The organism is Pseudomonas sp. NPDC087803 (assembly GCF_044742995.1).
Lineage (GTDB): Bacteria > Pseudomonadota > Gammaproteobacteria > Pseudomonadales > Pseudomonadaceae > Aquipseudomonas.
In genome coordinates this window covers 68699-81803 of record NZ_JBIUVO010000001.1, presented here as the reverse complement: position 1 = coordinate 81803, position 13105 = coordinate 68699, and the positions used below count along the sequence as shown (strand labels likewise).

Genomic DNA, 13105 nt, shown 5'->3' with positions numbered 1-13105 from the left:
TCTTGATTCCAGATTTACCTCGGTTCCTTGTAGGAGTGAGCCTGCTCGCGATAGCGGTCGATCAGTCTAAATTGAAATGAATGACACACCGCTATCGCGAGCAGGCTCACTCCTACAGGGGGGATGCGTTACAGCACGCCATACTCGCGCGCTGTGCGATCCACCGCGATGCGCGTCTTGTCGACCAGTTCATCCAGCTCGGCCCGTGTGGCGATCAGCGCCGGGGCCATGATCATCCGGCCCAGCGTCGAACGAATGATCAAGCCTTCCTCAAATCCAATCGTGCGGCAGCGCCAGGCGATGTCGTTTTCGTTGGCGAAACGCTTGCGGGTGGCTTTGTCTTCGGCGAACTGCAACGCCGCCACCAGCCCGACACCCTGAAGCTCACCCACTAGCGGATGGTTGCCGAACACCTCGCGCAGGCAGTTTTGCAGGTACGGGCCGGTGTCGGATTTCACCTGAGTGACCACGCCTTCATCGCGCAAGGCCTTGAGGTTGGCGATGGCCACCGCAGCCGCCACCGGGTGTCCGGAGTAGGTCAGGCCGTGGGCGAACACGCCGCCTTTTTCCACCAGCGCCTCGGCCATGCGTCGCGACAGGATCAACCCGCCCATGGGGATGTAGCCGGAGGTCAGGCCTTTGGCGATGGACAGGGTGTCCGGTTCAAAGCCAAAAGCCTGATGCGCGAACCATTCGCCGGTGCGGCCGAAGCCGCCGATGACTTCGTCGGCGCACAGCAACACGTCATATTTACGACAGATACGCTGGATTTCCGGCCAGTAAGTGGCGGGCGGAATGATCATGCCGCCGGCGCCCTGGAACGGTTCGGCGACGAATGCAGCAACCTTGTCGGCGCCCAGTTCGAGGATCTTGTCTTCCAGTTGCCGCGCCGCTTGCAGGCCGAATTCTTCCGGGCTGAGGTTGCCTTCGTGAGCGAACCAGTACGGTTCGTCGATGTGTGCGACGTCGGGAATGGTGCCGCCCATTTCATGCATGAATTTCATGCCGCCCAGCGCCGTCGCGGCAAGGGTCGAGCCGTGGTAGCCGTTCCAGCGGCCGATCATGATTTTCTTCTCGGGCTGGCCCATCACCTGCCAGAACTTGCGCACGGTGCGGATCAGCACTTCGTTGGCTTCGGAACCGGAGTTGGTATAGATCGCGTGGCTATAGTGCTGGGGCAGCAGGCTGAACAACAATTCGGAGAGCTCGATCACCTGCGGGTGAGTGGTGTGGAAGAACATGTTGTAGTAGGGCAGTTGTTGCAACTGCGCGGTGGCGGCGGCGGCCAGATCCTTGCGCCCATAACCGAGGTTGGTGCACCACAGGCCGGACATGCCGTCCAGGTAGCGATTGCCGTCGTTGTCCCACAGCGCCAGGCGATCACCGCTGACCATCACCCGCGGGCCTTCCTCGTTGAGGGCCTTCTGATCGACGAACGCGTGAATGTGGTGGGCGGCGTCGGCGGCCTGGTAATCGCGGGTGCTGCGGGTCGGATCGAATTCGGCGGACATGGCGGTTCTCCAGAGAAACGGGGCAAGTGGGTGCGCGTTCATTCCAGCGGTGCACGGTTAATATTTGTCACTTAAAAATATTTTTGTAAAGAAAATATTTGTCGGTGAAAAAAGAAATCCGTAGGCTGCTTCCCATTGGCACCACAGGACATCAGCACCATGAGCGGGCTCAGAGAACGGCAAAAGGAACAGCGCAGAGAAGTCATCGCGCAGGCAGCGCTGGAGCTGTTCATCAGCAACGGCTTCGGCGCGACCACGCTGGAGCAGATCGCCAATCAGGCCGGGGTCTCGGCGCCGACCGTGGTCAATTACTTCGGCGGCAAGCAGGAGATTCTGCTGGCGTTGCTCAAGCAACCGGACGAGCAGGCCATGCGCGACGCCCGGGCCAATCTCGACGACGACAGTGATCCGCTGGAGGCGTTGTGCGAGTTCGAAGGCTTGATGACCGACTATCAACTGCAAGCGATGCCGGCTTCGCTGTGGCGTGAGTTGGCGCCGTTTCTGCTCACCGGCGAACTGGCTCAGGCGTTGAGTCCGTGGAATGCGGCGGTGATTGAAGAAACCAAGGCGCTGCTCGGGCATTTTCAGACGCAGGGCAAGGTGCGTGCCTCAGTTGATCTCGACGTGGCGGCGACGTTGTTCAACCAGTACGCGAATATGGCGTTCATTCGCTTGGCGACCGAGCCTGAGCCGGACAGGGCTGCACATGCCGAACACATGCGCGGTGTTCTGAGCTTGCTGTGCCACGGCATGCTCGCGCAGTGATCGCATCTTGGGAAAAGGCCTACAGACGCTAAACCCGCGCGCCCCTCAACATTCCTCTGCTGCGACTCACTTGGCCAGACCGAGTGGGGCAGCAGTGACACCCATTTGCGGCTTGCAGATGGGCGTCAGTAATTGAGCCGCCATGAAGGCGGCGCATCGACAATTATAGGAATCCAGTATGAAAAGCATTTTCAAGGCAACGATCGCCATCACTGTTGTCACCGGCGTCGCGCTGCTGTCGGGCTGCACCGGCCAGGTCTACAACCAACCGAAGAATTGCACCTACGATTACCTGTTCCACCCATCGGTTTCGGTCTCGAAAATCATTGGTGGCTGCGGTCCGGTAGACAAGCTGCCGCAATAAGCACAGCGGTCTGAGCTGAACCCTCCGTTGCGCAATGGACGGAGGGTTCTACGGGCCTTTCGGCAACCACGGTTGCATCTGCTGCAGCAATCCACGCCCGCCACGACGCAGTCCGGCCGCCAGGGTCAGCCACGACAGTTCGGTCATGATCACCTCAGAGGCGTGCAGCAAGCGCACTTCGCCCGCCGTGCCACCGGCCGTTCCGCCATCCGGCATGTACACCGTCAGCCAGTCGCCGACGCTTTCCACCACCAGGCACAGTCGCCAGCCTTGTTCCTCGGCAATCATGCCGACCTTCGCACCGTCGGGAGTCTCCATCCCGGCGAACCGCGCAGTGGTGTCCTTGAGCAACTGGTAGCCCGGCAGGTTACTCAGCACCTTGTCGCCGGTGGCTTCAATCGCTCGGGCCGCCGTCGAAGAACGGGCCAGCAGCCCGGCGAGAAAACACAGCACAATCAAACCGAGCAACGTGGCCAGCGTGATCAGGGTCACGCCGGCAATGTCATGCCCGGCAAACATCGGCAGCAGCTTTTCCACGGGACTACGCAACAGGTGAATGGCTTTTTCCAACAGGACGAAAATCAGCACCAAGGGCAGAATGAACAGCAATCCGCCAAGCACGGTGGTTTTGATGAACTTGAACATGGCAGCTCCTTGCTGAATTCCTTCAGTGACAGAAACGAAGGCTAGCTGATTAAAATGCCGAGGCCGACTGGCGAAGAACAAGGAGCAGGGCGCATGAGCGCTGATGCAACATCTGGCTCAGTTGCACCCAGAGCATGAGTGGATTCAACGATTGCAAACAACTGAAAAATACTCCCAACCCAACGCATGAACTGTGGCGAGGGAGCTTGCTCCCGCTGGGGCGCGAAGCGGCCCCGCTGTTGAGGAGGACTGCTGTGCAGTCCAGCGGGAGCAAGCTCCCTCGCCACAAAAAGCCACCTGGATGTTCAGGACTGACCAAGATCACTTCATCGGACCAATCCTTGCCCGGCCGACGGGGTGTTGTCCGAGCACTCGATGTGCAACTGGCCGTGGCTCATGATCCACTGGATCAGCTCGGCGGTCGGAATCGAATGCACGTACTCCACCCATTGCGAATCGGTGGGGCCGTACTGTTCGAAATAGCGGCGCAGGACGATCCGGCTCTGATCGTTGGCCAGCCCCAGGCAGAATTCCTGAAACAGCAGCGGCGCATTCTGATCAGGCGCGGTGGTGCGCTGGCTGAGAATCAACGGATAGCGGGCGTCGTGGCCCTCGGCGGTATAACGGTTGTGCAATGCGCTCATTGAATGCCCCCGGTAGTCGATGGCGTGCAGGATGCATGAGTGGCTTTGCCGCAGAATGTCCGCTTGATGTCCGTGGCGACGGAATGTTGCTCGATTGAAATATATGACCCGCCGGCCAGAATAGTTTTAGATGCGTTCTTTTTTGGCCTGAGGATCCTGTGCCCGTGAGCAGACTGCTGATCGTCGACGACGACGTGGAAATTCTCGCCCTGCTGAAGAAGTTCTTCGTCCAGCACGCCTACGAGGTCGATGTCGCCGCCGACGGCGTAGCGATGTGGGCGGCGATTGCGCAGCAGCGCCCGGACACGATCATTCTCGATTTGATGCTGCCCGGTGAAGGGGGCTTGAGCCTGTGCCAGAAAGTGCGGGCGCAGATGGGCATTCCGATCATCATGCTGACCGCCATGGGCGAGTTGAGTGACCGGATTGTCGGCCTCGAACTGGGTGCCGATGACTACGTCACCAAACCGTTCGCCCCGCGTGAATTGCTGGCCCGCCTGCGCGCCGTGCAGCGTCGCGCCGGCGAGCAGGTCAGCCCGGCGAGTGAACCTTCGCGGCCGGTGATCGCCTTCGCCGGTTGGCATCTTGATATCACCTGTCGCGAGCTGCGCTCCCCGGAAAACGTGATGATTCCGCTGTCCGGTGGCGAGTTCGATCTGCTGGTGGTGTTTCTTGAGCATCCGCAACGCATCCTCACTCGCGAACAACTGATCGACCTGTCGCGCGGTCAGGGTCACGACGCCTTTGATCGCAGCATCGACGTGCAGGTCAGCCGCCTGCGGCGCAAGATCGAACCGGACAGCAAGCGCCCGGATCTGATTCGCACCGTGCGCAACGGCGGCTATATGTTCACCGCCAAGGTCAGCCGTTCATGATCCGTCGACTGTTGCGGCGCGACCCGCTGAGTCGGCGGATCGCCCTGACCATCGTCGCCGCCATGCTCGCTTCGCTGGCGCTCAATTTCCTGTTCGTCGAAGTTGCCGGGACCTGGGCGCGCCCGCCCATTGAACGCACCGGGTTGCTGGAGCAGATTGCCGCGACCGTCAAAGTGATCGAGGCCGCACCGGCGCCTTTGCGCGCGCAACTGGCGCAAGCGGCAAGCGGCCCGAAACAGCAGGTGACGTGGGAGGCGCAACGCGCTGATCTCGGATTACCACCGGGGGGAACGCCGCTCGTGGCCGACAAGACGTCGGTGCTGCATCAGTTGTTGGGCGAAGAGCGAAACATTCGGGTGTTCAATCCCGCTGACTGGCCGAGCGGCAGTCCGCGCGCCCGCTATGCGGCGTTGATCCAGTTGCCGGATGCCAGTTGGTTGTTGTTCTCCTCGCTTGAGCGTTCATGGGGGCTGGACATCGGCACGCGCATCGCGATCATCATCGCTTTGGGCCTGGTGGCCACCGTGCTGGTGGCCTGGCTTGCCACGCAGCAACTGGCCAAGCCGTTGCAACGCTTTGCCAGCGCCGCCCGCCGCTTTGGCGGTGATCTGCGCGCGCCGCCGATCAAGATCGAAGGCCCGGACGAAATCCGCCAGGCGATCATCGCCTTCAACACCATGCAGGCGCAGATTCAGCACTACATCAGCGAACGCACGCACATGCTCGCGTCAATTTCCCACGACTTGCGCGCACCGCTGACCCGCATGCGCCTGCGCAGCGAGTTCATGGAGGACTTTGATCATCAGGGCAAACTGATTCGCGACATCGAAGAAATGCAGTCGATGATCAACGCGGCACTGGCGTTCTTTCGTGAAGACACTCAGCCGGAGCAAAGCACCGCGTTCGACCTCTCGGAGTTGCTGCAGACGATCATCGACGACTACCGCGACCAGAACATCGACATTGACTTCAGCGGCCCGGCGCATCTGGTCTACGAGGGCCGCCCGCTGGGGATCAAACGGGTGATCGTCAACCTGCTGGAAAACGCCGAAAAGTACGCGCAGAACCCGGCGATTGTGCTGAGCAGTGATGGCTACAGTGTCTGCATCGACGTCAGCGATAGCGGGCCGGGGATTCCCGAAGCATTGTTGCAGCGGGTGTTCGAGCCGTTTTTCCGTCTGGAAACCTCGCGCAACCGGGAAACCGGTGGCGTCGGGCTCGGGCTGTCGGCGGCACGGGCGATCGTGCGCGAGCAAGGCGGCGAGTTGACGTTGAGCAATCGCAGCAGCGGTGGCTTGCTGGCGCGGGTTGAGCTGCCTTTGTAATACTTTGAAACATTTGCCTGTCACGGGCGGTCAACAGGACACATTCTCTGCAAGAAGCGTCCATGAAAACCCCACGGCCCTCCGAACGTCTCGAACCACTGTCACAACTGCGCAATCTGAAAATGGCCCGTTCCGCGCATGCCTATGTGCGCGGCAGTACGGTGCAGTTTTATGAGTGGCTGCACAGCCAGCCGGGCCGCAACCTGCCGAAGGGGCCGGCGGTATGGATCTGCGGCGATTGTCATGCAGGCAATCTCGGGCCGACCGGCGACCTGAAAGGGCGCATCGACATTCACATCCGCGACCTCGATCAAACGGTTATCGGCAACCCAGCGCATGATCTGGTCCGTCTGGCGCTGTCACTGGCCACGGCCGCCCGTGGCTCGGATCTGCCCGGCGTGGCCACCGCACGCATGCTCGAAGAGATGATGCGCGGTTACGAGCAGGCCTTCGAAGACGACGTCGACAAAGAACCGCCAAGACCGGCGCAAGTGAAGGCCGGGATGCGCAGCGCGGTGCAGCGCACCTGGAAGCATCTGGCCCAGGAACGCATTGAGAGCACCAAACCGACCATTCCGCTGGGCAAGCATTTCTGGTCGCTGTCACGTGAAGAACGCAGCGCGTTGAAGACCCTTTGCGCCACGCCAGACCTGCACACATTGGTGACCTCATTGAAGGGCCGCAACAAGGACGACCGGGTGAAAATGCTCGATTCGGCCTATTGGGTCAAAGGCTGCAGCTCGCTGGGGCTCAAGCGTTATGCGGTGCTACTCGGTGTGGGCGAGGGCGACGATCAGGAATATTGCCTGCTGGATATCAAGGAAGCGATTGCCGCCGCCGCACCCCGGGTGACCCGCGCCGCGATGCCGCGCGACAACGGCAAACGCGTGGTCGAAGGTGCGCGGTTTCTCTCGCCGGGCCTGGGCAACCGGATGATCGCCACCCGCGTGCTCGATCACGGCTTCTTCATCCGCGAACTGCTGCCTCAGGACATGAAACTGGAACTGGATCAATTGAGCCAGACCGACGCGATGCTCGCCGCCGGTTATCTGGCCCGCGTCGTGGGGTTGGCGCATGCCCGGCAGATGGACATGAGCACCCGGGCGGCGTGGATGCGCGAGCTGCAAGCCTGTCGCTCGAAGACACTGGATGCGCCGTCGTGGCTGTGGACCAGTGTCGTGCAGTTGGTGGGCAAACATGAGAAAGGTTATCTGGAACATTGCCGGCGTTATGCGCTGGAGCATTGATCGAGCTTAGCGGGCCAGTCCCTCAAGGGCGATAGTCACGGAGCTGGTCTGGCGCGGCCCGACCAGTGGGGCATTGGTCTGACTGCGATAAGCGTGCGGGCTGCTGCCCAGATGCTTTTGAAACGCCCGGCGCATGCGTTCTTCCCGGCCAAAACCAACGGTTTCGGCGATTCGCTTGATCGGCTCGCGGGTGGTCTTGAGTAACCATGTCGCCGCTTCCAGGCGCAGGTTTTCCACGGCTTGCGCCGGTGTTTCGCCGGTCGCGGCGACATAGGCGCGAGCAAAGTGCCGTGGGCTCATGCCGAACTGCTCGGCCAGGCGTTCCACGCGCAGATCACCGTTCAAATTCGCCGCAATCCAGCCATGTAAACGAGCCAGTCGCACATCCGGGTCGGTGCGCAGCGCTTTGGCTTGGGCGTTGAGTGACGCACTGAGTTGTGGTTGCTCGGCGCTGCGCCACAAAAACACCGTGAAGTAACGTGCCAGCGCCAGTGCCGCGTGGGCGCCCAGATCCTGTTCGACCAGACCGAGCGCCAGGTCGATACCCGCCGTGGCCCCGCCGCAGGTCCAGAGATTGCCGTCATGCAGGTAAAGCGCATCGGTCTGGCATTGCACCGACGGATAACGCGCCTGTAACTCATCAGCGAACTTCCAGTGAGTCACCACCTTGCGCCCATCCAGCAGTCCCGCAGCGGCCAAGGCAAAGCTACCGGTACCGATCGAGCAGAGTCGGCGAATGTCGGGCGCGCGGCGGCGCAGCCAGTCGCAGGCTTGCTGATCGGCTTCCAGCGCGGCCATGCCCGGGCCGCCCGCGATGATCAACGTGTCGATCAGCGCTGCCATCTGGTCGATCTGCTCAAGTGAGCAGGTGGTCACGGTAATGCCCGAGATCGACATGACCTGGCCACCCTGCGGTGAAGCGACCAGCAACCGATAGGGCGGATTTTCCGTGAAGTCTCCGGCCAGCACTCGCGGTATCGCGGCAAACACCTCAAGCGGCCCGGCCGCATTGAGCAACAGCAAATCATCGAACGCCAATACCACCACGGTGCGCGGAATGTCCGACATGGCAGCAAAGGAGGGGTGTTTGGCATGGAGCGGCACGGCGGGCCTCGACATACTGAAATCAATGCACAAGTGAGAGCGCGACAATGCCGATAAAAACTGCTGCTGCCAAGCATCCGCTTACCGCGCGCCTGAAAGCGCTGCTGTGCTGCGCCGCGTTGTTGCTGACCCCGGCAGTTTCTGCCATCGCCGGGCCGTTGAAGATGGGCGACCAGAGCGGTTTGATTCAGGCATTGCTGCACGCGGCGGGCGAGGATCAGGATCTGCCCTACGGGTTGTCGTGGCATCCGTTTCTGGCCGGGACCACGCTGCTCGAAGCACTGAGCGCCGGGGCGATCGACGTCGGTGTGGTGGGCAACGCGCCGCCAGTGTTTGCCCAGGCCGGCGGCTACGCGGTGCGGATCATCGGCGTGGCCAACGGTGCGCAAAACAACAACGCGCTGCTGGTGCCCGAAGGCTCCGAGGTGGGCAGCGTGGCTGATCTCCGAGGCAAACGAATCGCAGTCGCCAAAGGCACCAGCGGCCATTATCTGTTGTTGGCCGCGCTGCATCAGGCCGGCCTGTCGCCGCGTGAAGTGAACATCGCCTACGTCAGCCCGGTGGACGCGCAGAACGCTTTTGCCGGCGGCAAACTCGATGCGTGGTCGGTGTGGTATCCCTTCGTCGGTCAGGCGACTTCGCGGGGAGCACGAATTCTGCTCGATGGCAGCGCTTGGCCGGAAACCGGTCTGAACTTCACCGTCGCCAGTCAGCCGGCACTGGATGATCCCGAGCGAGCGGGGCAGGTGAGTGATCTTCTGGCCAGACTGGCCCGCGCTCAGAACTGGGCCACCGCGCATCCCGCAGACTGGGCCCGGGTGTTCGCGCAAACCACGCGGCTTCCCGTCGAACTGGTGCACGAAATGCTCGCGCATCAGAGCCTGCGTTACGTGCCGATTGAGCCTGCGGTGATTGCTTCACAGCAGCGTCTGGCGGACATGTTTGCCGCCGAGCGTCTGATCCCGCATCCGCTGCAAGTCGAGCAGATGTTCGACGACCGTTTCAACCGCGTGCTGCCTACGCCTTAACCCGCCTTTTTCACGCCCCGTTCACCGTGCTGCGACGCTGGCGGCCGGGGTTTACATGTCTGGAGAAAAGCTATGCCTGCTGTGCAAACCACTACGCTGAAACGCCAGAAAACCGGTCTGATCGCTGTCGATCACGCCCGCAGCGCCGGCGGCTACACCTTGTTCGCCCCGCAAACCGCGGACGGCCAAGTGTTTTTGATCGACCTTGACGGCGAGATCGTCCATCGCTGGAAACTGCCTCAGCGCCCGGGGCGCGACGCAGTGATCCTGCGCAACGGCAACCTTGGTTACAACGGCAACCATCCCGATTCGCCAGACCTGTTTCCGGGCTGGTCGGTGTGGCATGGCGGCGCGTTCAGCGAAGTCACTCCCGAAGGCGAGGTGGTCTGGGCGCACACTGACCTGTTGCATCACCACGACGCGCAATGGCTGGACAACGGCCACTTGCTGTACACCACCGCCGAGCCCTTGAGTGCGGAGCTGGCCCGGCGCGTGGTTGGCGGCATTCCCGGCAGCGAGGCGCCGGGCGGGGTGATTTATGCCGATGTGGTCAAGGAGGTCGATCGTCAGGGCAACGTGGTCTGGGAGTGGCGCAGTTGGGAGCACCTGCGCCCTGAAGATTATCCGCTGCACGAATGCTTCGAGCGCCATCACTGGCCGATGACCAACGCCGTGACTCCGGGCCGCGACGGCAAGGTGATTCTCAGCCTGCGCAGCGTTTCCTCAGTGATTGCCGTGCAACGTGGCAGCGGCGAAGTGCTGTGGCGTCTGGGACATGATCTGGTCGCGCAGCAGCATTGCCCGAGTGAACTGGAAAACGGCAATGTGCTGGTGTTCGACAACGGCATCTTCCGCCCCCACGTCAGCATGCCGCACTCGCGCATCGTCGAAATCAACCCGGCCACCCAACGCATCGAATGGCAATACGCCGATACGCCGGGCTACGCGTTCTTCACCCCGTTCATGGGCGGCGCGCAACGTCTGCACAACGGCAATACGCTGGTGACCGAGGCCAACTTCGGTCGCTTGTTCGAAGTCACTCAGGCTGGCGAAGTGGTGTGGGAATACGTCAATCCGCATTTCGCCAGCTACCCCGACGCGCCGTCGCGGCGCTATTTGCCGGGCGAGAACAACGCGATTTTCCGGGCGCACCGGTATCAGCGTCAGGACCTTCCATGGCTGCGTGACTGAACACCCACTCACTTAACCCACCGCAACGATCACGCTCACGCAAGCCACGCGCAGCGAAGTATCGACTCATCTCGAAGAGCGGCTTGAGGCCGCTCCAGGAACCACCGATGAATCTTCTTTATTCGCGCACCTTTAACGCTGGCGCACTGAGCCTGTGTTCGCTGATGCCGTTTTTGCCGGCAACGGCCAATGAGCTGCCGGCCAATTCCGATACGCTGCAGACGGTCACGGTTGAGGCCCGCCGCCGCAGCGAAGACGCCCAGCAAGTGCCAACGGCGATGAGCGTGCTCGGCGCACAAACCCTCGAGGAACAGCGCCTGTATCGCTTGCAGGATTTGCAGCAGGCTATGCCCAGCGTCAACGTCGCGTTCATGCACGCGCGGCAATCGAGCCTGTCGATTCGCGGCTTGGGCAACAACCCGGCCAGTGACGGTCTGGAAGGCAGCGCCGGCATCTACCTGGACAACGTCTATCTCGGCCGTCCCGGCATGGCGGTGTTCGATTTGCTTGATGTCGAGCAGATCGAATTGCTGCGTGGCCCGCAAGGCACTTTGTTCGGCAAGAACACTACGGCCGGGGTGCTGAACATCACCACACGCCGCCCGTCGTTTACCCCGCAAGGTAGCCTCTCCACCTCGGTAGGCGAGGATGGCTACACGCAAAATCAGGCGAGTTTTTCCGGACCGCTCAATGACACGCTGGCAGGGCGCCTTGCGGTGTATCGCACGCATGAAAACGGCTACGTGAACAACGAGTACGACGGGCACACGCTCGGCGGCGGTGTTCGTCAGGGCGTGCGCGGGCAGTTGCTGTTCCAACCCAACGAGGATTTCAATCTGCGCTGGCTGGCTGATTATCACGAAGAAGACTCCAGCGCCGGCACCCGCTCGTTGTTCAGCACCGGGCCGACCATCAATGGCGTCAACCGCTACCAACAGCGCGCGGCGGCGGTCGGCGCCACGCTGGTCAGCGGTCGCCGGGTCAACCTGGACGCCGATCAGAGCGTCAAGGTGTTTCAGGGCGGGACTTCGCTGGAGGCGAACTGGAATCTGCCTGATGGCTACACGCTGACGTCGATCAGTGCTTATCGGTGGTGGGATTTCACCCCGCGCAATGATGACGAACTCAACGTCGATGTGATGCACAACGTCGGGCAGTCCGCGCGCGATAAACAGTACTCGCAGGAGCTGCGACTGGCCTCCCCGGTGGGTGAACATTTCGACTATGTGCTCGGTGCTTACTACTTCCGCCAGGAAATGAACAACAGCGTTTTCACCGACTATGGTCCGTTGGCCGATACCTGGAACGGCACCCCGCAAGGCGCCTTGAACAACGTCACCAGCGTAGGGCATGGCGATGTCGATACCGACAGCTTCGCCACATTTGCTCAGGGCACCTGGCATTTGACCCCTCGGCTGGATTTCACTTTGGGCCTGCGCGGCACCTATGAGCGCAAGCTGGCAGAGGTCACCCGCAACGCGCCCTTGGGCGGCAGTCCGGTCAGCGGCGCCGCAGCGGGCGCCCGGGCCGGGAGGGTCGGCGCTTACGATTCCGGTGACTTGAGCCTGTACAGTTTCAGCCCATCGGCACTGGCAAGCCTCGCCTGGCATGTGAACGATCAGGTGCTGGGCTATGCGTCGCTGTCCCACGGCGAGAAGTCGGGCGGTGTGAACCTCAGCGTCGCCAGTGCCCCGGTCGCGGGTGCCGACTCATTGTTGATCGGCAGCGAAAGGGCCAACGACGCCGAGCTGGGCATCAAAACCACGTTGCTCGATCAACGCCTGTTGCTCAACGCCAACCTGTTCTGGACGGTGGTGCATGGCTATCAGACCAATGCCTATGACGACGTCAATCTGACCAGCTATCTGACCAACGCCGGCTCGGTACGCAGTCGCGGGCTGGAACTCGACAGCAGTTGGCGCCCGCTGCGGGGCCTGACGATCAATCTCAATGGATCGTGGAACGATGTGCGTTATCTGTCTTACGAGGATGCCCCATGCCCGGCCGAGATCGCCTTGCGTCCGGGGGCGCCGGCGGCCTGCGATCTGAGCGGGCATGCCGTGGTGGGCGCGTCGAAATGGATCTTCAACAGCAACGCCGCTTACCAGTGGAATCTGGACGACGGCTTGCAGCCCTACGTCAGCGGCAGCTACGCGTGGCGTTCTCATGCAGTCGGCACGGTGGATGACTCTGCGCAAGGTCAGTTGCCGGGATACGGCCTGGTGAATGTCGCCACCGGTGTGCGTGGCGACTGGGGCAGGGGGCAGTGGGACGTCTCGCTGTGGCTGAAAAACGCCTTCGACAAGACGTACTACACGACGCTGTGGAACTCACCCAACGGTGCCTATACCGGCGTGCTCGGCACGCCGCGAACCCTGGGAATGACCGCGCGTTATGATTTCTGAA

General features: G+C 61.7%; 12 protein-coding genes. 8 read left to right on the top strand and 4 right to left on the bottom strand.

All coding sequences use genetic code 11. The annotated features are described in order from the left end of the window. Positions 1-128: 128 nt before the first annotated feature. A complete protein-coding gene (locus ACIOUG_RS00370) occupies positions 129-1511 on the bottom strand; it encodes an aspartate aminotransferase family protein (RefSeq protein ID WP_401061620.1) in 1383 nt (460 codons plus the stop codon). 159 nt (positions 1512-1670) lie between these two features. Between ACIOUG_RS00370 and ACIOUG_RS00365 the strand changes: the two genes are divergently transcribed. Together ACIOUG_RS00365 and ACIOUG_RS00360 are read left to right on the top strand one after the other, a co-directional pair. Continuing rightward, entirely contained in the window at positions 1671-2276 is a 606-nt protein-coding gene (locus tag ACIOUG_RS00365; protein WP_401061618.1) for a TetR/AcrR family transcriptional regulator, read from the top strand. 178 nt (positions 2277-2454) lie between these two features. Further along, positions 2455-2640, top strand: a complete 186-nt coding sequence (locus tag ACIOUG_RS00360; protein ID WP_003224965.1) for a YhfL family protein — start codon at positions 2455-2457, stop codon at positions 2638-2640. 48 nt (positions 2641-2688) lie between these two features. On the opposite strand, the gene ACIOUG_RS00355 is transcribed toward ACIOUG_RS00360, so the two are convergent. Together ACIOUG_RS00355 and ACIOUG_RS00350 are read right to left on the bottom strand one after the other, a co-directional pair. Next, positions 2689-3285: a hypothetical protein gene (locus ACIOUG_RS00355; RefSeq protein ID WP_401061616.1), complete on the bottom strand. Its 597-nt coding sequence runs from the start codon at positions 3283-3285 to the stop codon at positions 2689-2691. A 326-nt stretch (positions 3286-3611) separates the two neighbouring features. Continuing rightward, positions 3612-3929: a hypothetical protein gene (locus tag ACIOUG_RS00350; RefSeq protein WP_401061614.1), complete on the bottom strand. Its 318-nt coding sequence runs from the start codon at positions 3927-3929 to the stop codon at positions 3612-3614. Between the two features lie 164 nt (positions 3930-4093). Between ACIOUG_RS00350 and ACIOUG_RS00345 the strand changes: the two genes are divergently transcribed. From ACIOUG_RS00345 to ACIOUG_RS00335, 3 genes are all read left to right on the top strand, one after another. Further along, the gene (locus ACIOUG_RS00345) at positions 4094-4804 is read left to right on the top strand and encodes a response regulator (protein WP_401061613.1); all 711 of its coding nucleotides are present in this window, start codon (positions 4094-4096) and stop codon (positions 4802-4804) included. Next, positions 4801-6129 carry an ATP-binding protein gene (locus tag ACIOUG_RS00340; RefSeq protein WP_401061611.1) on the top strand — a complete coding sequence of 443 codons (1329 nt, stop codon included), beginning with the start codon at positions 4801-4803 and terminating at the stop codon, positions 6127-6129. The genes ACIOUG_RS00345 and ACIOUG_RS00340 overlap by 4 nt, the downstream gene beginning before the upstream one ends. 62 nt (positions 6130-6191) lie before the next feature. Further along, the gene (locus ACIOUG_RS00335) at positions 6192-7376 is read left to right on the top strand and encodes a DUF2252 domain-containing protein (protein ID WP_401061610.1); all 1185 of its coding nucleotides are present in this window, start codon (positions 6192-6194) and stop codon (positions 7374-7376) included. 6 nt (positions 7377-7382) lie between these two features. Here the strand turns inward: ACIOUG_RS00335 and ACIOUG_RS00330 are convergent, their stop codons facing one another. Then, positions 7383-8495 carry a GlxA family transcriptional regulator gene (locus ACIOUG_RS00330; protein WP_401061608.1) on the bottom strand — a complete coding sequence of 371 codons (1113 nt, stop codon included), beginning with the start codon at positions 8493-8495 and terminating at the stop codon, positions 7383-7385. A gap of 32 nt (positions 8496-8527) precedes the next feature. On the opposite strand from ACIOUG_RS00330, the gene ACIOUG_RS00325 reads away from it, so the two are divergent. From ACIOUG_RS00325 to ACIOUG_RS00315, 3 genes are all read left to right on the top strand, one after another. After that, the gene (locus ACIOUG_RS00325; RefSeq protein WP_401061606.1) at positions 8528-9508 is read left to right on the top strand and encodes an ABC transporter substrate-binding protein; all 981 of its coding nucleotides are present in this window, start codon (positions 8528-8530) and stop codon (positions 9506-9508) included. A gap of 72 nt (positions 9509-9580) precedes the next feature. Then, positions 9581-10699: an aryl-sulfate sulfotransferase gene (locus ACIOUG_RS00320; protein ID WP_401061605.1), complete on the top strand. Its 1119-nt coding sequence runs from the start codon at positions 9581-9583 to the stop codon at positions 10697-10699. Positions 10700-10863: 164 nt separating this feature from the next. Then, positions 10864-13104, top strand: coding sequence for a TonB-dependent receptor (locus tag ACIOUG_RS00315; protein WP_401062421.1), 2241 nt, complete (start codon positions 10864-10866; stop codon positions 13102-13104). Position 13105: the final 1 nt, after the last annotated feature.

Excerpts from the sequence above, each read along its gene's own strand:
- ACIOUG_RS00370 (WP_401061620.1), bottom strand. The coding sequence starts at position 1,511 with ATGTCCGCCGAATTCGATCCGACCCGCAGCACCCGCGATTACCAGGCC.
- ACIOUG_RS00365 (WP_401061618.1), top strand. The coding sequence starts at position 1,671 with ATGAGCGGGCTCAGAGAACGGCAAAAGGAACAGCGCAGAGAAGTCATC.
- ACIOUG_RS00360 (WP_003224965.1), top strand. The coding sequence starts at position 2,455 with ATGAAAAGCATTTTCAAGGCAACGATCGCCATCACTGTTGTCACCGGC.
- ACIOUG_RS00355 (WP_401061616.1), bottom strand. The coding sequence starts at position 3,285 with ATGTTCAAGTTCATCAAAACCACCGTGCTTGGCGGATTGCTGTTCATT.
- ACIOUG_RS00350 (WP_401061614.1), bottom strand. The coding sequence starts at position 3,929 with ATGAGCGCATTGCACAACCGTTATACCGCCGAGGGCCACGACGCCCGC.
- ACIOUG_RS00340 (WP_401061611.1), top strand. The coding sequence starts at position 4,801 with ATGATCCGTCGACTGTTGCGGCGCGACCCGCTGAGTCGGCGGATCGCC.
- ACIOUG_RS00335 (WP_401061610.1), top strand. The coding sequence starts at position 6,192 with ATGAAAACCCCACGGCCCTCCGAACGTCTCGAACCACTGTCACAACTG.
- ACIOUG_RS00330 (WP_401061608.1), bottom strand. The coding sequence starts at position 8,495 with ATGTCGAGGCCCGCCGTGCCGCTCCATGCCAAACACCCCTCCTTTGCT.
- ACIOUG_RS00325 (WP_401061606.1), top strand. The coding sequence starts at position 8,528 with ATGCCGATAAAAACTGCTGCTGCCAAGCATCCGCTTACCGCGCGCCTG.
- ACIOUG_RS00320 (WP_401061605.1), top strand. The coding sequence starts at position 9,581 with ATGCCTGCTGTGCAAACCACTACGCTGAAACGCCAGAAAACCGGTCTG.
- ACIOUG_RS00315 (WP_401062421.1), top strand. The coding sequence starts at position 10,864 with ATGCCGTTTTTGCCGGCAACGGCCAATGAGCTGCCGGCCAATTCCGAT.